The organism is Vibrio sp. 14N.309.X.WAT.E.F5, assembly GCF_030397615.1.
Lineage (GTDB): Bacteria > Pseudomonadota > Gammaproteobacteria > Enterobacterales > Vibrionaceae > Vibrio > Vibrio lentus.
In genome coordinates this window covers 64293-87790 of the sequence record NZ_JAPNXR010000001.1, presented here as the reverse complement: position 1 = coordinate 87790, position 23498 = coordinate 64293, and the positions used below count along the sequence as shown (strand labels likewise).

The 23498-nt window shown below is 43.0% G+C and carries 10 protein-coding genes; 3 read left to right on the top strand and 7 right to left on the bottom strand.

Annotation, left to right across the window (positions count from 1 at the left end; genetic code table 11):
• Window positions 1-11: 11 nt before the first annotated feature.
• Window positions 12-10403 carry a hypothetical protein gene (locus OW495_RS00370; RefSeq protein WP_289884760.1) on the bottom strand — a complete coding sequence of 3464 codons (10392 nt, stop codon included), beginning with the start codon at window positions 10401-10403 and terminating at the stop codon, window positions 12-14.
• 308 nt (window positions 10404-10711) lie between these two features.
• Between OW495_RS00370 and OW495_RS00365 the strand changes: the two genes are divergently transcribed.
• On the top strand, window positions 10712-12574 hold the full coding sequence (locus tag OW495_RS00365; protein WP_289884365.1) for a helix-turn-helix transcriptional regulator: 1863 nt from the start codon (window positions 10712-10714) through the stop codon (window positions 12572-12574).
• Window positions 12575-12692: 118 nt separating this feature from the next.
• Here OW495_RS00365 and OW495_RS00360 read toward each other — a convergent pair whose 3' ends face one another.
• Entirely contained in the window at window positions 12693-15041 is a 2349-nt protein-coding gene (locus tag OW495_RS00360) for a hypothetical protein (protein WP_102514225.1), read from the bottom strand.
• Between the two features lie 8 nt (window positions 15042-15049).
• Complete coding sequence (locus OW495_RS00355) at window positions 15050-17449, bottom strand: hypothetical protein (protein WP_241910197.1); 2400 nt, start codon at window positions 17447-17449, stop codon at window positions 15050-15052.
• A gap of 222 nt (window positions 17450-17671) precedes the next feature.
• Here OW495_RS00355 and OW495_RS00350 point away from each other — a divergent pair, with 222 nt between their 5' ends.
• A complete protein-coding gene (locus OW495_RS00350; protein ID WP_065103792.1) occupies window positions 17672-18277 on the top strand; it encodes an HD domain-containing phosphohydrolase in 606 nt (201 codons plus the stop codon).
• 191 nt (window positions 18278-18468) lie between these two features.
• Here OW495_RS00350 and OW495_RS00345 read toward each other — a convergent pair whose 3' ends face one another.
• The 4 genes from OW495_RS00345 to OW495_RS00330 form a co-directional block, all read right to left on the bottom strand.
• On the bottom strand, window positions 18469-18975 hold the full coding sequence (locus OW495_RS00345) for an ABC-type transport auxiliary lipoprotein family protein (RefSeq protein WP_102514223.1): 507 nt from the start codon (window positions 18973-18975) through the stop codon (window positions 18469-18471).
• A complete protein-coding gene (pqiB, locus tag OW495_RS00340) occupies window positions 18975-20600 on the bottom strand; it encodes an intermembrane transport protein PqiB (protein ID WP_102514222.1) in 1626 nt (541 codons plus the stop codon). The genes OW495_RS00345 and pqiB overlap by 1 nt, the downstream gene beginning before the upstream one ends.
• A 24-nt stretch (window positions 20601-20624) precedes the next feature.
• On the bottom strand, window positions 20625-21872 hold the full coding sequence (locus OW495_RS00335) for a paraquat-inducible protein A (protein ID WP_133153984.1): 1248 nt from the start codon (window positions 21870-21872) through the stop codon (window positions 20625-20627).
• A gap of 189 nt (window positions 21873-22061) precedes the next feature.
• The gene (locus tag OW495_RS00330) at window positions 22062-22928 is read right to left on the bottom strand and encodes a LysR family transcriptional regulator (protein ID WP_099166401.1); all 867 of its coding nucleotides are present in this window, start codon (window positions 22926-22928) and stop codon (window positions 22062-22064) included.
• 142 nt (window positions 22929-23070) lie between these two features.
• Here OW495_RS00330 and OW495_RS00325 point away from each other — a divergent pair, with 142 nt between their 5' ends.
• Window positions 23071-23445 carry a nuclear transport factor 2 family protein gene (locus tag OW495_RS00325; RefSeq protein WP_029223405.1) on the top strand — a complete coding sequence of 125 codons (375 nt, stop codon included), beginning with the start codon at window positions 23071-23073 and terminating at the stop codon, window positions 23443-23445.
• The last annotated feature ends 53 nt before the right edge of the window (window positions 23446-23498 follow it).

Below are 23498 nucleotides of genomic sequence, written 5' to 3'. Positions count from 1 at the left end.
GTTCCAATGGCTTACTTCTGTTCACTTTCTTGATCTTTGCGATGAACGCTAAAGTTGAACTTGGTGAGCTTGTTCGGGGTAATTCGCAACACTTTCGGGTTTTCGCTCACCACTTCCATGGAGGTGGATAGCGAATCAGTGTCCAACTTCACTAGGAAGTTCTTACCTTTCTTATTGAGTACCCATTGGTCGGGCACGTGGTAACGACCGTACTGGTCTGTGTAAATAACGATTCCCTCAACCGTCATCAACTTAACGCCCGGAATACCATCTTCGTAAATACCTTTATTTTCGATAACGATTTCCCACAGGTAATCCTCGCCATCGCGATATAGGTTTCTGGTTACGTTGAGGTTTTCCGCGCTCAGTCCCTTCTTCTTATCGGATTCATGCTTAAATTGAATCTGGCCTTCTGTATCAAACTCGATACGAGAACCCGAATCGGTCGTGACATAGAAGTCAAAGCTCTGCTGCGTGCGAGTTTTAAATTGAATAACCACTTTGCTGGTTTCTGGCAGTGTTCGGTTCACTGAGTGACCCCAAAGATCGCCAAGATCCAAGCCTTGCTCAAGCCCAGTGGTTATCGCACCATCTTGAACAGCGACATCTTGACCATCACGGATGATATGTGTCGAGTCGGCGATGTAGCCTTGCGTTGCTAGGTTCGCCGTTAACTCAACATCAAAAGCCGTTGCATCCGCTTGGAATCCATCTTTGTTGTGATCTTCAAAGACTTTACCGATGATCGATGAGGTATCGAACACCTTGTCCGGTTCTACAGTCACTTTGGCGGTGTCTTCATTCGAAACCGTCGAGCCATCCACTTTCGCGACTGCAGTGTTAATGTAGTCACCAAAAGTGGCTCCTACTGATACACGCAATAGATAACGAATACGCAGTTTCTCGCCCGGATCAAAGTTCAACGAAGTGAACATAAGCTTGCCAGTATCTGATGGCTCTTGAGAGATAACCTGATCATCTTCCGTACCAAACTCACCATCAATACCGCTCAACACGATTTCCGACGTGTCCACGATATACTTCAAGCCACCTGGATAACGGTCTTCTACAGTGACGTTCTTAAAGTACGATTCATTGTTGTTCTCAACGATGATCTCGTACTCAACCGCATCACCGACTTGCGCGGTATCTTGCAACGCAGACTTGGTCAGCTCCAACTCACCAGAGTTATCAGGAATCTTCTTGATGTGATTGGTTACACTATCGCTAGTTTCGGTACCGTCAGATTCGGTCGCCGTAAAGGTATTGGTAATGTCGTCATCCAAACCTTTACCTAACGTACCAACAACTTCGAAGGCGTAGGCATTTCTCTTTTGGGACTTCAAGTTAACGGTGGTGTCTAGGTCTTTACTCGTCGGGAAGCTATGACGTTGAATCACCGCGCCCGCGTCATCAACTTCCACGCCTTCAATTGTCCAATCAGTAAATACTTTGTTGCCAACGCTATTTTGCAGTTCACTGATTTCATCAGTTAGACGCACGTTTGCCGCGTTACCTAGACCATTATTGGTCACAGCCAAGTAGTAAGTGACACTGTCGTCGTCTTCAGTGTATTCAGGTTTATCAGAACGCTTTTCAACAACCAGATCGGCACCTACAGGAGGGAGATCCAAAGCTGAAACCTGATTGCCTGTTATCTGCACCGAGGCTTCAGGAGCCGACCTACCTTTAGAACGAGCGCGCGCCGTTGAACTCCCAGTCAAATCAAGGTAATAACCAAAGACGTCGATGTTAGTCAACATGTCTTCGTTAACCTTCAAAACGAAGGTGTAATCAATCTTGCCGCCCGGCGCTATATCAACAACAGTGGATAAGTCTCTATTGTCGTCAAACGTGCCCGGTTGGGTTTCTGCTCCCTCCCAAGTGGCAGTTAGCTTACCTTCATCAAATGAGTTTCCAGTCACACCATCAATGTAATCACCCATTGATTCTGAGAACTGCGTATACACAGCAACATCTTTCGCGATACCACGACCAATATTTTGTACCACTAAGTGATACTCAACTTGTTCACCCGGTACATAATAAGGAGCATCAGTAAAGAGCTCAGCTTGAACGACCGCCGCTACGGTGTTTACCGGAGGGCTGACCACATCGCCACCGTCTACTTGCGCAGTATTAACGATACGCCCAGTCGCGGTATCTACGACCGTACCTTTTGAACGGAAAACGACCTTGCCATGTGGAGCAATATCGACACTGTATTCCGTTGGGCTGACCTGTTCAGCAGTCGAACCCATCGTGGTTGACTCCACCACCATTGAAGTTGTGCCAGAAACAAAAGCAGGGCCTGTTGTGTCATTGTAATATTCAACTTCAATAGCACTCATGTCATCGACAACACTTAGGTCATTGATGTTGTTATTTGAGGTGTTTTCAATCGTGACGAGAAACTCCAGTTCACCACCCGGCACATACTCGGTTTGTACATTGGTTTTCGTTGCGACAAACTCAGAATCTTTCGGCGTCATCACAACCGTAGAATCTTGTTGTGTGCCGTTGTAAGTGATAGATGCCGTGTTACTGATATCGCCAACCGCAGTAGTACGAATCAAGGCTTCAACATGAAACGTCACGGTACTTTGTGGAGCGATATCCATCTTAACGTCGATATCTTCATTCAACTCAAAGCTTTCCGGAGTCACAACCGAACGATCATCCGTCGTTTCAAAGCTCACTTCCCACATTAGGAATGCCGATTCTTTTTTGTCTGTCGTGGTATCTACTTCAATGTCGCTGATGATGTCTTGAAGTTGAACGCCAGAAGCAAAGGCATCAGAGGTGTTCGCTACCTTAATCTCGTAGTGACTCAACTTGGTCACTTCATACGATGGTGCATCGACCGTTTTCTCGATAGAAACCGTTGCCAACACAGGTGTACTGGTTGCCGAGTCATCAAAGGTCGTGCCGTCAAAAGCCGCTGATGCCATATTAGTAATATCACCAGTCGCAAGCGTATTCGTCGTCACTTGAATCGTAAAAACAATGCTATCTTCGGGTGCTATGTCTAACGTCGTATTGAGGTTTTCGCCCGTGGTTAGGATTGGAACAGGTGTTTCACCGGTGGTTGACGTCGCTGATATTTGTATTGAAGCAGGAGCAAACGCTTCTTCTGTCATCCCACCCGCAATAGAAGTCTCAATCGATTTCAGATCATCTTCGATCACGACATCTTCAGCCCAGCCTAAGCCGTTATTCTTAACAGTCACTGTATATTGAAGTGTATCTCCCGGAAGGTACTCGGGCTTATCAACCTCTTTAGTAATCTCAATCTGCGCATCTTCTGGAATGTAAGTCGCGTCTGCTGTGTACTGACCGTCATCACCTTCGACTTTGACGACGTTGGTGATCTCACCTTTGGCCTTGTCATTTACCGTGTTGGTTGCGACAAATGAATAGCTATCGCCAGGGTGAATACTGTAAGTCGCACTGTAACCTTGGCTCGTGTTTGCTACATCTTTACGATCATTCAGTGCTGGGTCGCCGCTACCATCAAGCTGTTCGTCGCTGATGATCCAGTTGCCGGTTAGTGCTTGCTCTTGATCTGGGCTGTTAGCCACTTCAGTCATGATGGTATCAATACGATCCGTCAAGACTTGATCGACAAGATAACCTTCACCGGTATTAGCCACAGTGATCTTGTATGAGATAGGTTGACCCGGTTGATACTTAGCATCAGGCTCAGCTATCGGTGTGGTTTCTTTAGTTACTACCAGTTGCCCCGACTTCGGAGTGATATAACCTTCTCGTAAACGAATCACTTTCGAGTCATCCAAGCCATGTCGCAGATAGGCGGTATTGGTAAAACGACCAATAGCGTCATCACGAACTTTACCTTGTAGGTGAATTCGAACAGCCGTGTGCTTGTCACCACCACCGGTGCCAGCATCATCACGCCCTGCTATCTTGAGAGACTTAGCTGGTAAATCGATGTCTGGGCTGTTTTGCCCTACCAGCTTGTCTAGCTCTGAGAAGTCATTCGCGTTTGGATCTGACGGCGCAGAGTTGGCAAGAACATCATAATCAAAAGTCCATTCCGTCAACGCTGTTTGCATTGAGCCGTCAACGGTTTCGACTTCAAAACCGCTGATGATGTCTCGGATTGAGAACAGACCAGTATCCACATCATCATTAGTGATATCGATGTAGTAATTGACAGTACCACCCGGCACGTACTCAGGTGTATCCGTCCACTTATCAGCTAGGATGTTCGAACGCCCAGGGTTGAGTACAATATCGTTGGTGTCATCACCATTCACTTGCGCCGTGTTAGTGATAGTTCCTGTCGCTGATGTAGAAACTCTGCCTTTCACATCGAACACGATACGCTCGCCAGGGCGAAGGTCGACAGTCGCATCCAATGGCACACTACCGTTGTAATTGCCTTGTACGTCATAAGAACCAACAGGTTCCACAGCTATCGCGGTTGTCCATTCAGAGAATGCTTCGTCGCCATCTTCGGTTTTGATGGTATGAATAGCATCGACAATACTCACGTCATTGGCGATGCTGTCACCCGTATTATCTAGCGTGACTTGATATTCAACATCACCACGAGGTGCGTAGTTACAACTGTTGCCATCGCTTGAAGGGAGAGAGCACCCTGTCGATTCACCATCGGTATAAACCAAGGTTTTGAAGTAGTTGAGCTCAGCCTGTTGAGGTGGAATGGTTTCTGATTCCGCTGACTTATCTTCTGCCGTTACTCGGTTGGCTTCGATAGTACCTAAAGCGTCATCACGGATAACACCCGTTAGGTTGAACGTCAGCACTTCACCTGCAGCAATATCAGTTTCAATATTCAGGTTACTGTTTGGGTTATAGCTAGGAACATAGGTATCGGCGTTAGCATCAATACCATTGCCGACTTCGTGAGTGATATCGCCAGAAACAAATGCAGATTCCATTGTTCCGCCAATAACCTCAACTTGAATATCCTCTACCGTATCTTTGATCTGAATATCATTTGCCCAACCGTTTTCGGGGTTAGTAACGACAAACTCATACTCAACTTCGTCGCCCGGCAGATAAGTATCTCCATCGTTAAACGAATTACCATTAATCGACACCACGCGTTTTTCAACACTGATATTGTTTCCAAGCGGTGTTAATTTGGCACTACGAACACTACCGTCGTAACTTGCCTTGTTGATGATTTCACCCAATGCATCCTCACGAATCACAGCATGGATGGTGAACGTTAGGCTTTCCTGAGGCGCGATAACAATGTCGTTATCAATATCGACGTTGTTACCAGAAGCAAAATCAATCGCGTCGGTAATCGAATCAACCGCTGCCGTCTTTTCTAACTGCACTTCCCAACCAGACAAAAATGGCTGCTCGACTGGGTCAGTACCTGTCGTCGAACTGTCTTCTGCAATGCGAGTTTGAATCGCCGAAATGGTATCTTCTAAACGATTGCCATATTCGGTGCCGTTACCTGTGTTCTTAATCTGAACTCGGTAGTAAACCTCACTCTCACCTGTGGCTTGAGAGTACTCAGATTTGTCCGAAGAGAAACCAGCGTCATAAAACGCCTTTTTCGAAAACGAGATCTCGGGATCCGACATCGACGCAGGTGGAGAAACGGCTATCAGTTGGTTCCCAGCATCTTCGTCAATGTAAGCGCGGTTAGTAAACGAACCTACCGCTTTCGGACTGATTTTGGCTTTAATGACATAACGCACAAATGCCGACGACGTTGCACGACCAAAATTATCAGCCGAGACATCAAAGTGCGTATCAATCGGTTCATTATCTTGAATCGAGTTATCAACATCAGGGTTAGAAATGCCCGAACTATCTGTCGATGTTTCAATGGTCCAGCTCTCAAATGCAGGGCCACGAGTTCCATCGTAGTATTGAGTGTTTATTTGGTCGATATCATCACGCAAGCTCATATCATCAACATGGGCGTTGGCGATATTCTCGATTAAGATTTCATACTCGATGTACCCCCCAGGCATGTAGTTTGTCGCCCCAGGGATAGAGTTACCATCGGTATCGTAATAAGCCAGAATGTTTTTTTCGAAATCGACTTTGCGTGCTTCTTGCTGAATATTGTGAGAAATCGTGTCGCCATCAACGGTCAATACGTTAACGACACCGCCATTCGCTTTATCATTAATGGTCGCAACTACCTGATACTCGAGTGTGGCTCCCATTGGAATATCCGCTTCTAGATCTAGATTGCTGTCTGTTGATGTATACACGTTACCAGCACCCGCACCGGCATCGACATACTCAGAGTCGGTACCAGACGCGATAGAGGTAATGGCCCACGTTGAATACGCAGGCCCAGTTGTACCATCAACCAGATCTACCGTGATATCCTTTAAATTATCGACGATTGGGATGTCGTGAGCATTACCTTTACCATCATTCTTCACCACCAAATGATAGGTGACCCTTTTACCAGGTTCATAAACAACTTCATCGGTTGTCTTATCAAAATCTAGGTGATAATCATCAGGCAGCACCACGGTATCACGATAATGAATATCACCGGTCGCATCAGGTCTAACGATGCCTGTGACGGTGTAAGTCACGTCCTCTCCAGCATCGATATCAATAGAAGTTACGATATTGGTGTCATCCACAACGTCACCGTCTTTCGTGCCATCGGTTGTGCCCGCATTTGCAGGTTCGCTCTTAGCGACAGCAACTGTAAACTTATTGCTACCGGTTGTATCATCAAAGAAAGGATTGCCTGATGTACCATCTTGAAGCTCAACCGAGATATCGTTGATCAACTCATTGACGTCAACATTATTCCTGTAACCATGTCCATCTTGGGAATTGTACTTTATGGTATACGTCAGCTCATCGCCCGGAGAGTAACGGTTGATGTTGGTTGTGCGAACCACAGTGCCGTTATTGTGTACTTGATGGTTTTCAGCCACAGCGCGTTTTGCATATTCACAATCATCAGTACAACCTAGATTGTCGTCGTGAATAAGTAACGCTTCATTGCGAATGATTCCACTGTCTCTATCAGTCACACCGTTCGACACCGCATTATCTTTAACTCGCGCTTTTATTCGAACCGTAACAAAACTATGTGCATCGATAGAGAGAGGTAATTCAACATCTTCGGTTGTTTCAGAGCCAAAACCTGAGCCAGTATCAACCGACCAGAATTCAAACGGATTTTGATCAAGATAGTCTTCTACCTCACCATCTTTATCGTTCGCTAATGTCGTGGTGATCTCACTCAATCGATCTATCAAAATAAGGTTGTTGACTCGAGTTTCGCCATTGTTACCAATCACGATGGTATACGTCAGGTCTTCACCCGGCGTATAGCGAACAACATCGGTCGTTTTAGCGAGTGATACATTGATATCATAAGTACTGTTTGAATTATCTATTTGCGCAGAAGAGCTATGTTCACGGTCTGTGATTGGGTCATAAACATCAACACGGTTCGATACTTGATCTTCTTCGTAATCAGACTTAACCACACCACTCACCTCGTAGTGCACCCACCCTCCTGGGGTAATATCTACGTCAGTATCAATATCTGCATTATCAGAAACATCACCGTATCGAGAGCCAGGTTTATCACTGTCGGTAGAACCTACCACTGTCCAACTATCAAAGAAGTTAAGTGCTGAAATACTATCTTTTACGGTTGCATCATTTGCGTATCCAACACCTCGGTTATAGATATAGATATCAAATGTCGTGTACTCTCCTCCCACAAAGTCAGAGTTTTGAGCCGTCTTATCAACAATAAGATTAGGTTCATTTGGGTAGGTGTGAACGGTATCCGATAGGTTGGTATCAATACCCGTGACCGTTGCAGTATTGCTGAAGTCTCCCCAGAGGATTTCAGTATCATCACTTCGATCCAATTTACCGACAATGGTATACGTAATAGTTGCGCCCGGCGGGATTTGTGCAACAGCATCCAAGTCCTCACCGTCTAAGAATTCACCAGGATCAGTAACTGCTTCTGCCCAAGGAGAGGTTGCTTCTTTTTCAGCACTGATCGTCCACGAAGAGAACACCTGCTTGGTTGCACCCGGAACATGCAGTAGCTCAGCCTTTATCGTGCTGATTTCATCTTTAACATTAATGTTAGACGCAAAACCATTCCCTTCAGGGTTGGTAATGCTGATCGTGTAAGTCACTTCCTTTGTCGTGTCAGTGTAAGCGCTTTGCTCATTGTTACCATCGACACGTTTATCCAAGACTAGGTAATAGTCCCTCGGGTATGAACCTCTGTCGGAATAAAGCACGCTGTCTACCGTCACTTGATTTCGAATCTCATCATCTGCAATCGGATTTACAACCGCTGCAATGCTGTAGATGATTTTATCGTGAGGGGCTAATTTAGCCTTTACATCAAGGATCTTTTTATTACTCTGATCACCTTCAATCTCACCAATGAATCCGGGATCACTGTTTGTTGATACTAAGTTATCTGAACCATAAGATTTCGCCGTCACTTCCCAGCTCAAATACGCGTTAATTTGCGTACCATCGATTGAATTGGTCACGACTGACACTAAATCATCATAGACAGGTACATCGATCGCGTAACCATCACCGTTATTTTCGACTGTGATTTCATAGTTGAGAGTGCCACCCGCTGAGTAGTAACGAGAGTCCACTTCCTTCTGTACTTTTAGCTTAGAGTTAGGCATTTGCACGCCAGATCCTGACTCACCTAGGTTGTCTCCCAGACACAAACCAGCATCGGTACCATCATCGACAATCTGACCAACACTGGTATCCGCTACTTTTGCTGTCAGCTTGTAGTGAACAAACCCCTCAGGTGCTAGATCGACTTTTAGGTTGATGTCGTTCGTAGTCCAAGCCCCATAATTAAATGAGCCATAGTTAGAACCCTCACCGCTGCTTTCATCCACTTCCAGTTTCCACTCAGAGAATGCAGAACCAGTCGTGCCATCGGCTTGCTCTGTCACGATACAAGCGAACTTGTCGATCACTTCAACATCGTTCGCAAAAAATTCAGTGTCTTTGTTGGAAATAACAATGTCGTAGACCACTTCATTTTCACCCGATATTCCAGGCACATAAGTGGTATCCGTTGTGTTCTTGTTGCGGGTAATTTGGCTTGATGAAGAGTTCAGAACTTCTTGCGTATCTAAAGGGGTAGTCAACACGTCAGCAGAATCGGCCGTGCCTTCAGCATCCAAAACACGCGCTACAACTTTAGGAATTTCACCAATTGAAACTGGGCTTACATCAACCGCTACCGAGTAAAGGATCTCCTCGCCAGGGTAAACAGAGACAATATCGTTCAACGATTTATTCGATTCAACGCCACTGGTGGCCAGTTCGGACGTGCTGTTAGGTCCAATAGTAATAACTTGATTCGACCAAGATTCGTAGGGGTTGCCTGTCGTGTCGTCAGCATTTTTGTTGTTGCTGATCTTGTTACCTAACTCTGTCTCAAGATCGGCAAGTAGCTGCTGAACAGAATAGTGGTAAGCGATACCCGAATTTTCTTGGTTGGAGACAGTAATCGTATAAGAGAACTCATCATCAACAAGGTAGTTCTCAGATTGGTTCAAGGTGTGCGTCAGAGTGATATTAGGTTGTGTTGGTGGCGTGATAACTTCTTTTGCCGTCACCAAAGCATCACGTGTTTCTGCCGTGATACCATCATTAACAATGTCGCCGACGAGTTTATCAGCAACAGTCGCTCGAATTTTGTAGGTGATGGATCCACCGATATCAATCGACGCATCATGGACAACCAAGTCCCCTGTGGAGTTAAAGGTACCCGCATCACTCTCTCTACCTTCAACCTCGGCAGAATTTTCATTATTAACGAACGCGAGCTGAAGATTCCCATCAACGTTGAGTGTCTTGATGTCTGAAATCGCATCTTGAACATCGATCGTCTGAATGACCGTACCCCCAGTGTTCGATACCTTAATGGAGTACGTGAGTTCACTCTTCAGTTGGTAATTTGTCTTATCTACTGATACTGCAACATCATGTTCATAAAAACCTCGTTGAATAGATTCCGTATTTGATTCAACAGAATAGAGGGGCCCAGAGCTCGCACTTGCGACATTATCAATCGTACCCGCGGCATCATTAGAGACTGTGGCAGTCATCGTATAAGTCACCGACCCGCCCGCCGTAACACGCACGTCAGTCGCTTCTAAATTGCCAAAACGATTGTAAGTACCGGACGACGAAAGAAGGGTCGACTGAGCTTGAATCGATGCTTGAGTAAAGGCGCTAACGTCATTCCCTTGGTCGTCTGTCGTTAAGATATCTAATAGCTCATCTTTAACATCAAAGTCATGGATGGTTCTATCCGACTCATTCGTTAGAACAAGCGTGTAAACCACTTTTTGGTCATTGTCATAAGACGCACTATCGACAGAAAGGTCCATGACTAGGCCTGTTGTGTCCGCATAGGAAGCGAATGGAATCAATAAAATGGATAAGAAAAAGGCAAGGTTGTATCTGAACATTAACGCGCACTTCACAGTAGATTGACAAGTCTCTAGGCGGATTGCCATAGATTTGACGTCACTAATTTGGCTTTTCGCCTTCTAGGGACATGCGCAACATACAGTTCAAACATCCAGAACAATTAACATCTATAAAAAACAATTTACAGCCGATGTTAAATGGCAGCCAAATGTCTAAATTAAAATTCGATTCAATCGAGACAATGATCAAAGGGTAAGTGTTTATAATGAGTGAATTTTCACAGTTGCTACGTAGCTTAAGAAAGGAACTTGAATTTACGCAAAAAGAATTTGCAACCTACCTAAACCACTTAGATGATGACTTTAATTCTATCGACGTGGTGACAATAAATCGCTGGGAAAACAACAAGGTAAAACCAACCACTTATAAAGTTCTGAAAATCCTGCAGTACTTTGGTGTTGATCTATACGACACAGTAAAAAGCTTTAATACTAAGCCAAAAGACTCTCTAATTGATGGTTTTTTAAGCGAAGCTTTTGAATCATTTCAAAGTAGAATCTCGGCTGTTCAGGGGCTAAAAAAGCAATCAAACAGTGACTATTTTAAGTCACAACCTTTGATGTCAGAGCCCAGAGATATTGGTGTACTCAAAAGAATCCAACTACTTTCTAAATTCACTAAAGTTGATATTTCACCGCTAAACCTCATCGACCTATTTCTATATTACACAGAGAAAAAGGCTTACGGCCAAAAACTGATTAATATCGATGGTGATATAGTTAGCCACAATTTGGGTTTTTTCTTCGAAGAGCGTAAGTTTGATACCTTCAAGGCTAATGAATTAGATCTTAGAATCGCTTGCCCTCTGGATTCAAACAAAAACCTGAACTATTTGAATGTAAGCTCACACTCAGAAACAAAATATCATGCTATTGAAAATATAATTTCAGATATAAAACTGTTATCTCAGAGCAGTAACATAAAAACATACTCTGTTTTAGTAAAAGATCCAAATGCGATAAAACTATTCAAGAAAATTGGCTTTGAAGTATTCAGTTTTTCAAAGCCATCGCCTGAAAAATCTAATATTATATTTAAACGAAAATACTATTATTATTGTATAATGAGCATAGATAAAATAGATTTTCTCGCTAATCGACACGTAAGATCATTAATCAAAGATGAGCTCCCTACTATGAAAGCATTTCCACTTTTACTGAAAGAGGTAAGAAAGGAACTGAAACTGACGCAGAAAAATTTTGCGGCATACATAAATCAACTAGATGATGAGTTTAATTCTGTCGATGTGGTCACTATCAATCGGTGGGAAAACAATAAAGTAAGGCCTAGCAACTACAAAGCGTTGAAACTATTAGATTGCCTCAACGTAGACCTCTACGCCACATTACAATCTTTTGATTCAGAGGAAGGTGATGATGGATCCTTACTTGATGACTTTCTAATTGAACGCTTCTTCTCTTTTCAGAGCCGAATAGCCTCTGTAGCGAAGGCTGAAGGAAGTAAAGAAAATGACAGTTTTGATATTCAACCGTTAATGACAGACCAAAATGACAAAAAAGTGGTCGATAGAATCAAGCTCATCTCTCAATACACAAAAGTTGATCCATCAGCTCTGGACACCATTGATCTATATCTTTATTACCTAGAGAAAAAAGCTCACGGTAGAAAAATGGTCAACGAAAATGGCGATATAGTCAGTCATAGCCTTGGATTCTTTTTTAACCAAGACTTATTCGACGAACACCAGACAGAAGTATTGTCGGTTAAGCAGGCCTGTTCTCTAGATTCCAATCAGAATTTGAATTACCTTGTGGTAAGTTCGCATTCTGAAAAGCAAGAACACTCAATCGCCAATATTCTTTCAGATATGAAGCTTCTCGCGAGAAACAATAAAATAAAAAAATTCTCGATGTTGATAAAAAACCCGAATGCATTAGATTTGATGAAGAGTATTGGATTTGAAATTTACAAATTTTCCGAACCAACGGAAGAAATATCAAATATTACATTTAAGAACAAATCATATCGATATTGCATCATGACGATTGATAAAATCGATCTGCTTAGTAATAAGCATGTTATATCATTCATTAATAAGTATGGTTGATTTTACATAAGCACTAATTATAAAAAGCCACCGTATAAATGGTGGCTTATTTTATAACAGGTAGTTAACCAACTATAACGACCTAATTTTAAAATCTTAAAAATACTAATTAACGTTGTTACCCTCCTGTTCCAATCCAAAGTGCGTTCGCGTAAATTGACACGGATTCTGGAGCCCCCTTACCTGGGGTTCCTCCAAAACCAATCCAGTAAGGTTTCGAAGGATCAATATCTCTCCAAACATTTGGAATTGAAAAAGTTGACGCAGCGGGTCTTTCTTCAGAAGTATTTATATATAAAGATAGTTCGTCACCTTCTATAGTAATCCAAACATACCAGTACTCATATCTTGTTGGCATACTAACGGAAAATGATTCTGCACCTCCTATATAGCTATTACCCAGGGTAGTAGTAATATTTTGTGAGTAATAATTTATTTCATTACTAATCACAGCAGAAGAGTGTGGCAACCCTTCTTGGTAAGCGTTAGAGTACCCCCAATCAACCGTATTTGGTGAATTATCAAATTGCTGTAACACCCAGTTCAATTTACCATTAGTTATTGATGCAACATCATTAGCCTTAAGTCGATATCGAGCAACTACATTTCGCCCGATAAACGCGTTTTTATAAACGGCAGTAACCTCAGACAATTGATTGGCCTTGTAGTGAAGAGGAATTCCTTGTTCATCAATTGACCTAAAGCTATTTCCTTCCAAAACTTCTGCTATATTCCATAAACTGTCATCTTTTGTATCAATGAACATCTCATCTATAGCCGACTTTATTACAGTTGCATCTTCACTATTTGAACTTACCTGTGTTGATAACACAGCGTTATTAAATGAAGTATCTTGATAAATTTCTGAAGCTTCACCTGCAGAGTCAGTTACCAACGTAATATTTGACAAACCATTGCTAAAGACTCCCTTAGCCCCCCCAATTTCAGTCCTTAAGTCTTGATAAGGTGCCGGGCTTCCATCTGGGTCTAATACATAAAAAGACAAAAAGTGTTCTAAATAAGCATTTTGGTTACTCTCGGATTGAATGTTTGTAGAGAAGTCCTTAATGAGTGGATTATCTAATAAAATACAGGCTGCAAAACCTTCACCTTTCGTCTTTGTTAAATCTGAAACGTTTCCATCTACAGTATTAATGGTTTTACCCGAGGTTTCAGAGACCATATCTGAACTCCAAAACAGCGTCCCTGCAGGCCAATTATTGGATTTGAAGAGGCTTCCTTTGTTAGCTAGTAACAGCTCCCACTCGCGGCTAATAGGCAAACGCCCATTTCTCGACGCACAATAATTTTGTGCTTGTTCGAGATTCATTGTGACAACTTCTGAGTACTTGGGCCCTGTAACGCCGTCTTGCTCTTGAGAGCTAGTGTAAGCAGTATTTGTATAGTCCGCTAACACCTTACTTACAGGCGCCGTAAAAGTAATATCAGTATCTATCGTTGGATCATAAATCGTAATGTCTTCCCAATCTTGCACGAGACTAAAATCAGGCTCTACTTCGATATAAACTTGCCCAACGGCATACCCACCACGACCGTCTTTGATCGTATAAGCAACTTCATGCGGCCCCGCTTCTGATGATTGAAACGTAAAAGAGTGCTCGATTGCTGAGGTAATTTCCGTTTCTGCGTTATAGGCACGTACAGAATCTAACACCACACTGTCTTCAGCGTCTGATACATAGTCTGTTAAATCGATTTCAACCGACATATCTTTGGCAAGCTTACCTTCTCGAATATAGTCATTCGCAACTGGTGGTGTATTTCCAGTATCAGAAACGGCTAGGTCAATATTCCCAAGTTTGGTTGAAGAACCGTCACTCATTGAGTACATAATGCGTGTCACACCAGTGTCTACCGGTGTATATGTGATCGTATTATTTAGAGAGTCGACTTCAACTGAACCAGCTCCCAATAAAGTCACCTCTTCCGATACAATATATGTCAACGTATCTAATTCACTCTCTAGCTCTGAAGACAAATTAATAGTGATTGGCGAATTAACATCGGTCGTTTCTGACAAATTCGGCAATGTATTATTATCAGCAGTTTCAGAAACAGATACCCTTGCTAGCGATGAAGCTTCCCCTACGTAAACATCTTGCTCGACAGGCTCTATGGTATATTCAAATTGGCATTCACCAACTTGGTTAGACAAGGTTGTGAACGACATACCTTCGACTAAAGTTACCTCGCAGACATTCCCATTACTAACTTGCTTTACTGAAGTTAAATGAAAATCAATATCTGAATCTACTTTGACAACAGTTTGAGATTCAATATCGACCAACGCTTTTGATTGTATGACTGAAGCTTGAGCAGGTACCTCTAATGGAGAAGATGGTTGTTCCGGCTGAGAACTTGAACCAGAATCACCAGAGCTTCCACCACAACCAAATAAGACTGAAGTACCGACCGTTATTAAGACGTATTTAAATAATTTCAACACAAACACTCCTATAGATATGCGGCAAAGTTAGCTGTTACAACATAAGCTTCAACATCTTCATAATTCGTTGAGCCACCAGCCCCAACCCAATAAGGCTTGTTTGGATCAATCGCCCCCCAATCAAAAGGAGCGATAAAGTCAGGTTCTGCAGGTCTTACAGCTGTATGTGATGAATAGTGATAGAGACGGTCTCCTTTCTTTTGAAACCATAAGTATCTATCGACATATTGAACATCAGCATCTGTAGCCCCTACGAAATTGTTAAACCCCAAGTAAAAATTGAATTCATTCTTAAAAAAGTGAGTAACAATATTGAAGGTGTCATCAGTCAAAGGCGCTCCAGGCTGCGCTCTAGTTACGTCATACCAATTCGTATTAGGTATATTTCCCTGCTGTTGTATGAAAAAGGAAGTAGCACCATGAGTAACGTTGCCGAGGTTTCGGATGTACAACGACATAATGAAATCGTTGCCGTAGAAACTATCTTTATATACCGAACTACTGCCCATTCCATCAGGTGAGTTATATGAAAACAGAACAGGGAGACCATTTGAGCCTATTTCAGGTAGTGACAAGCCATATCTGATATCAACATGATTCCACTTGGTTGGCTCTTTGGTATCAAGAGAGGATGCGCCCTCTTCAGGTAAAAATGGGTATAACTCGTTAATTGAGCTAACTTTTATAGATATCACCGACTTATTGAAGGCGGTATCAAAGTAACTTGCTTGTGTCAAACCACTTTCGTTTAGAGTGAGTTGCTCTGAAGATAACCCAGAATCAAAAACACCATTTTCGTCCATAGCTTCCAGCTCTATATCCTGAAAGGCGCCTACTCCACCATCAGGATGGGTTACGGTGATTTGGTATTTATACTCATTTCCAGAAGCTGAGATTAATTGAACGACTGATGAAAAATCACTCACACTCGGATTACTCAAATCAACACAAGTCGTGTACATACCAACAGTCTTTGACTGGTTGCCGATTGTTCCATCATTTAAGTGAACAGTGGCAGCGTTTGTTTCACTGACATTTTCTGCTGTCCAATACTTCTTACTTGTAGGCCAATTGTGGTTGGTGAATGCACTGGTTTCGTTGGTGACGAGCGTTTCAAGTTCTCGTTGTAGAGGCAGGCGACCGCCTCGCACTTTACAGTATTGGCGCGCTTGGCTAAGGGTTTGAGTGGTAATTTCAGAGTCTTTCAAACCTTGTGTGCCATTCTCAACATACGTGCCTGTATAAGGGGCATTGACGTAGTCCGCATACACTTTTGTCATTGGCGCGAAAAAGCGGATGTCTGAACTGATCACAGGATCATGAGTGACAATATCTTCCCAATCCTGAATCAACGAGAAATCTGGTTCGACTTCGATACGCGCCACTCCAGTGGTGTAGCCACCCATGTGGTCGCTTACGGTGTACGCCACATCGTGCGGACCAGGTTGTGTAGACGAGAACTCAAACTTGGTGTTGGAGATACTAGCTGGATCGTAAAGTGATGTTGTTGAATTGAAGTCCTGCACGCCGACCAGCTGTACATCATCGAAATCCACATCTGAGATATAATTGGTTACATCCACCATAATGTTTTCACCCAATAACGCTAAATCACTAAAGGCGAAATCTTCCGCTGTGGGTGCGGTATTGTAAGTATCTTCTGAAGTCGCAATTGACAGTGAGCCTTGTTGAATCGACTCACCGTTTTGGTAGCTGTAATACACCTCAGTTTGACCTTTGGCCGTTGGCGTAAATTCAATCTGATGTTCGCCAGAGACGCGAGCTGTACCTGAACCTAGGCTAATAACACTGTCCTGCAGGGTGAAGTCATCACTCGGTAACGATGAACCTAGCTCGCTCTCTAGATCAACAACAATCACCTGTGATTCGATAGTTGATGCTGTAATACGAGGAAGTGTGGTAGAAGCATAACTCTGCCCCATCGCAACACGAGCGTATGAGGTTGCCATTGAGGTGCGGGCAGCAGTCGTTACTTCATACTCGAACAAACAGTCGTTAACGTCAGACGAATAGACATTGAAACTACCTTCACTAATACCTTGAACTTGGCAAGTATCACCAGATAGAGAGCGGGCGCTGGTTACAACAAAGTCTTGGTTATTCGATGTATGAACATGCTCAGTCAGATCAATAGTGAAGCTTTGTTCCACCAGCGAGTTATCTTGAATATCTTGCGCACTAATAGAGGCTGATTCTGTTGGAGATGCAATAATACCTTGCTCTCCATCGGAGTTAGACTCACTACCACAGCCTGTTAGCAATACCGCTAAACTGACTGAAGTAAACACATTTAGTGTTGAATTCCGTTTCAACAAATCACTGTTGAATAGGTACATTAAAAGCACTCTGATTAATGAAGTAGAGCTGTATTGTGGACTTTGTCTCACTTCTACTCCATTAAATAGCTATGATTCATTATTAAAAATTAAACCATTGAAAATTAAGACTATTAATTAAAAATTCATTTCCTTTCAAACATCTAAATTTTTCTAAACCTCGGTATTAAATTTGAGAAAGACTGTTTAATAAACATTCAATCACATTTAGTTCATTCCCTCGTTGTCCCAAACCATACTTCGCACTCTCTCATCAACAGCGAGTCACACATCATGTACAGCACTGAAATTGAAAAAGTCTATGCGCTGGCGTTTGAACATCAACACTCCTTCGAAGCTCTAGAACTTTTACAACCTATGGTTGAACATTCAAGAGAAACCTTTGAGCATACAATTCGAGTTTGTTCATTGTCATACGAATTTGGAAAACACCTTGGACTCGCTCCACAACAGCTGGAGCTTATTTTTGATGCTGCGTTAGTTCATGATTTAGGTAAGCTAAAAACACCACCCGCAATCTTACATAAATCAGGGAAACTGACACCGTTAGAACGTCAAGTAATGAACCAACACGTTCAATGTTCTTACTTCATGACACAAGACATACCACACCTAGAATACGCCTCTATTTTAGGCTCGTTACATCATGAACGATGGGATGGGAACGGCTATCCCTTGCGGCTGAAAGGTGACGAGACACCTTTTGAAGCACAAATAATTGCAATTGCAGATACATGGGATGCGATGACATCGACACGATCTTATCGAGAAGGGATGCCAATTAAAAAGGCATTGAGAATTTTGTTTTCTGAACGTCAGAAGGGGCAATTTAATCCAATGTTGCTCGACAAATTTATTACTTTTATCACAACGCGTTGATCAGACCATGATTAATATACCGAGGATCATACTCAAACCTCTGAGATGTTTATATGAAAATGTTGCACAGTTAGGCCTTCAACAAGATCGCCTTGGTACACTAAGGAGCGCTTCAATCTACAAGCGCAATTTATCGTTCTCAATCGTGCCGATACGATTAAATTTATCAGCACGGAAAACAGAATCCCTCGTTAACGTACCTCTGTTTGGATATAGAGTAGCACCTCATCAAGCCCTTCACCCAAAGCTTGGACCAACGCTTCATAGCCATCCGCTTTTAAGGGAACCTTGATGTCGAAGGTGCTTCGTGAGATTTCAGTGTCATCTTCCCCCATTAACACCCAAGTCCCTTTCACTTCAGCGTTGCCAGTATAAGAACCATTGAACTGCTCAAAGATAATCGTCAGCTCTTTATCTGCAGCGCCCGTAGCATTTGAACTGATGATCCTCTCTTCAAGCAACCCTTCAAGGTTCTCGGCCCAAACATGTTTACGGGCAGACACTAATTCATTTTCAGATTTTCGATACGCGATGCCAATCGTGTCCAAATAATCAGGTAGCTCTACCCGAGTTTGTACCTTAAAGATGGGCCTATCCAGTGTGCTTTCAGGCAAGAGATAGGAGTTAGTGCCATCTGAAGGAGTCGCACATCCCAAGAGTCCGACCGACATAACCAGTGATATAAATAGCTTTCTCATTACTCCACTCCCTTAACTGGAATCGGGTCTTCTTCCACATCGTTGCCAAACACCAACGCATTCGGTTTATCATTCAATACTTTGATCAGTGGGCGAAGCTCTTTAAGCACATGTTCTAACTCTTCAGATGCACTGATCAATTGCTTATAAGCGTCAGAATCATCGTCGTAACTTTCTAATGTCGCCTCTAGTTGCTTCATAGTTTCACTGAGGTCTTGAGGTAATGCTTTTGCGCCCTCGCTATCGAGTAATTCATCCATACTCTTCAAGGTGGTATCTAAAGAGGCAAGTGAGCCATTTAAGTTAGTAACAGTCGCATCCAGCGGAAGCTCGTTCATCTTGGTTAGGAAATCGGTGATCTGCTTCTGAATCTCGGTGAAACCACCTGGCACGACGGGGAATACAGGATAACCATCAAATTCTGTCGGTTCGTAAGGAGCTTCATCTTCATAAAAATTAATATCGACAAACAACGCGCCCGTGAGCAAGTTACCTGTTTTCAACGTCGCTCTGAGCCCTTCTCCCATTTGAAGAACGACTCGTTTAGCAAAGCTATCCGCGTTCAATCCTTTAAACACTTCGGAAACACGCTCGATTTCGAGCTTAATTAGGATTGGAATACGATTCGACACCTTGCCATCTTTATCCATACTAATCTGAAGCGGCACCGTATCCACCGTACCAATCCGGACACCACGATATTCGACTGGTGCACCTTTCCTTAAACCTCGAACCGACTCTTCAAACAGCAACACGTAATCAATTGAAGTGGTGTATTTGCCTTGTAGTACCGCATCATAATTATCGTAAAGCGTATACTCGTGTAGGTTTTCTTTGATCTGTAACCCCGGTTTAATGCTCTCTGCGACATCAAAGCTCACACCGCCAGTCAATATACTTTCTATCGATGCAAAGTTAACGTCTAAGCCATTCGCACCAAACTTCACATCAATTCCAGAAGATAACCAAAACTGAGTCTTTTCGAAAATCAATCCATCGTAAGGAGCAAAGATAAACAATTGGTATTTGCCCTCTTTCTTTTGATAGTCGAAACTCGTTTTTTCAACACGGCCAACAACAAAACCATGGTGTAATACAGGCTCACCAACATTGAGTTGATTCGCCTTGTTGTGTGAAACCACCACTCGTATTCCTTTGGTATCAGGCCCTGCCACTGGAGGCGTTTCTAGCACATCGAACTTCGATTGAGATTCTCTCGATTTACCCGGCTTCAACTCGATGTACGACCCGGACAAAATGGTCTCTAACCCACTAATACCATCGGTACCGACATGGGGCTCAACCACCCAGAATTGAGTTTCTGTATTAATCATGCGGGTGGCTTTCTTGTCTATCTGAGCTTTCGCTATGATGTATTCATAGTTTTCACTTAGCGCCACGTCAGTGATGGTTCCCACATGAACATTTTTAGACTTAATCGCTGTTTTTCCCGCTTCAATGCCCGAGGCATCCGGTAAGATCAGCGTTATCTCCGGCCCACGATTATTGAAGTACTGAAACAACATCCAGCACCCGACCAATACCGCGATAATCGGCACAATCCAAACGGGTGAAATCTCACTTTTTTTGGCTACTTCTGCATCTGAAACGTTTTGTTTATCCATATTTCCCACACCTCTTAGGGGAGATTACTTCCATATAATTCGAGAATCGAAAATCATCGCTGACAACATGGTAAAGATGACTACCGATGCGAAAGACAACACTGCTGGCCCCGGGTAAATGGCCATGACCCCGTCGAGTTGAACCAACGCAACCAAGATAGCGACAACGAAAATATCTATCATCGACCAACGGCCAATGAACTCAGTGACACGGTATATTTTGAGAAAACGATTTGCCTCATGCGGTGGAAGCCCTTTAACCCTTTTGGCGTTCCAATACAAATAAGCTAGGGCGACCATTTTGGCCATTGGAATAAACACACTCGCAAGAAGAATGACCATAGCGACCGGGTATGAACCCATGTTCCACAATATAATCACCCCCTCGATGATGGTTGAACCTTCACTCGTTCCGAACGCAGACGTATACATCATTGGGTATAGATTTGCTGGGATATAGAAAATGATGGCTGTGAACAATAGAGCCCATACTATCTGAAGGTTTTTGGTTGGATTAAATCGATGCAGATGAACATGACAACGAGAACATTGAGTTAAGTTGTCATCATAGAGGTGGACTTGCCCGCAAACATGACAGACCAAATGATCATGCTGTTGAAAAAGGCCACCAGCGGTGGTGCTATTCAAAGCTTTGAGTGGTATTAATTTATCCCAAATCCAATCAAAATCGACTAATGACATCGTCTTAACCACTAACATAGCGTAGATAGCAAATGCCCAAAAAGAGATGCCCATAGAGACATCGGCTAAAGCGGATATTTTAATCAAACTGACGAGAACACCAATCAAAAATACATCCACCATCAACCACGGTTTAACCCAACTCAATGTTTTTAATACAAAGATAGCCAAACGGCTCGGCGCGTAAGCGTGTTTTGATTTCCTTTCTGTTAATGCATAAAACCAGATAACACTAATAAGAAAATAAGCAGGAAGGAAAATAACCGCGAGAAACAATAACGCGGCAATCGAAGTATTATCGAGGCGGTTCATCATTTCGACGGCTTGATACAAGGTTATTTGTTGACTGATACCTTGCACACTAAAAGACATATAAGGGAAGATTAGGCTCATCACCAACGTTATCAAACTGGCTGATGCGTAAGCCATCACACCCTGCCCTTTACTTGCTCCAATACTGCATAAAGTATGTTTACAGCGAGGGCACGATGCCTCACTTCCCGGAGCTAATTCGTGGAACTGGCTGACTAACCCACACTCGATACATGATTTGGTACAAAGATCAGACAATAATTAAACCTCTTAGCATTTGATAAGCAACTAGACACTAAGATTAACTATAAGTAAGGGTTTGATTTTTCGCCAATATCTACACAATTAAACGAACACGATAGGGTAGAAATGAGAGATAGAAAGGAGATGACTGCTTAGCCATCCCTTCAGAGTAGTCAGGGTATTCAGATAAAAGCCTTACGCCAATTAAACAAAACTCTGTTTCAACTTCTCTTCCAACGCTTGAATACAAAGTTTAATGGCGATAGGTGTGTTCGAAGCAAATGGGTTCAACGCATAAACCGTGTTAGTGGGTAATTGAAAACCTGGCATGATGTCGACCACTTCATCGGATAGCTGATGAAGGTAGAAGTCTGGAATCACACCGATGCCAACACCTGATTTGATTAAGGCAAGGCAACTGTGAAAAGAGTTAGTGGTACAACTGGCTTGTTGTTGGTAGACAAAGTCTTGTTCACCTTTAGAACTAAACTGATGAGTCACCTGTTTTCCCTGCCAAGAGTTAGCAATATAAGGGATAGATTCAAGCTCTCTATCTCGCATGCCTTCGACGCCACACAACACGTCTTTAAACTCGCCCAAGCGTTTCTGCTTTAAGTTACTGTCACGAGAACTGCCCACTCGTACTGCGAGATCAATATCGTGCTCCATGAAATCTAAGTGCTGATCATCGCTTATCAGTTCTGGTTTTAACTTCGGGTATTGCTTCATCAAGTCTGCAATAACAGGCGCGACCAATAAATCCATCAACGCATTCGGAGCCGTGATTCGAATTCGACCTTGTGGCTCTTCTAGCTCAGCTTTGGCCATATCCCAAGCTGAGTCAGCAATCACGTTAATGTCTTTGCAACTCAAATAAAAACGTTCACCCATACTAGTCAGAGTTTGTCTGCGTGTTGTGCGCTTGAGAAGTGAAGCCCCTAACTCTTGTTCCAGAATTTTGAGGTGCTGACTGACGACGGACTTAGACAACTCAAGTTTTTCAGCCGCAGCTGATACAGAACCCTGCTCTACGATGTGAGCGAAAATCGACATCTGCTTTAGCTTACTCATTCAATTGTTCTCTTTTTACATACAGTATTTTCTATTATCTCTGTTTTTCAATTTAATTTCCAAGACTAAACTTAATCCAACTTATCGAGACACCCAAATCGAAGACGCAGTGTTTGAAAGAAAACTGCTATGGAGAAAAGCAATGTTAAACAACCAAGTATTAGAAGCATGTAAGCAAGGCATTAACGCATGGCAGAAAGCATTCAACAGCCAAGATGCAAAAGGTTGTGCAGATCAGTACACTGAAACGTGTGTGATGGAAGCTCGTCCATTTGGTACCTTTGAAGGTCGTGAAGCGATTCAAGCATTTTGGCAAAACATCATCGACCAAGGCTTCAAAGACGTCGACTACACCGATGTAAAATGGGAAGAACACCCAGAAGGCGGCTACATTCTGACGGCAAGCTGGACAATGAACAAAGCGTTTGGTGTTGTGCATCGTGAACATTGGGCGTTAGAAGCCGATGGCTGCGCTCGTCTAGTAAGTGATGATTTTGAAGTTCAAGGCGAACGCTAGAGCTATAACTAAAAGCTAGAAGCTAGAAGCTAGAAGCTAGAAGCTCAAAATAA

Excerpts from the sequence above, each read along its gene's own strand:
- OW495_RS00350 (WP_065103792.1), top strand. The coding sequence starts at position 17,672 with ATGTACAGCACTGAAATTGAAAAAGTCTATGCGCTGGCGTTTGAACAT.
- OW495_RS00370 (WP_289884760.1), bottom strand. The coding sequence starts at position 10,403 with ATGGACCTTTCTGTCGATAGTGCGTCTTATGACAATGACCAAAAAGTG.
- OW495_RS00365 (WP_289884365.1), top strand. The coding sequence starts at position 10,712 with ATGAGTGAATTTTCACAGTTGCTACGTAGCTTAAGAAAGGAACTTGAA.
- pqiB (WP_102514222.1), bottom strand. The coding sequence starts at position 20,600 with ATGGATAAACAAAACGTTTCAGATGCAGAAGTAGCCAAAAAAAGTGAG.
- OW495_RS00325 (WP_029223405.1), top strand. The coding sequence starts at position 23,071 with ATGTTAAACAACCAAGTATTAGAAGCATGTAAGCAAGGCATTAACGCA.
- OW495_RS00345 (WP_102514223.1), bottom strand. The coding sequence starts at position 18,975 with ATGAGAAAGCTATTTATATCACTGGTTATGTCGGTCGGACTCTTGGGA.
- OW495_RS00330 (WP_099166401.1), bottom strand. The coding sequence starts at position 22,928 with ATGAGTAAGCTAAAGCAGATGTCGATTTTCGCTCACATCGTAGAGCAG.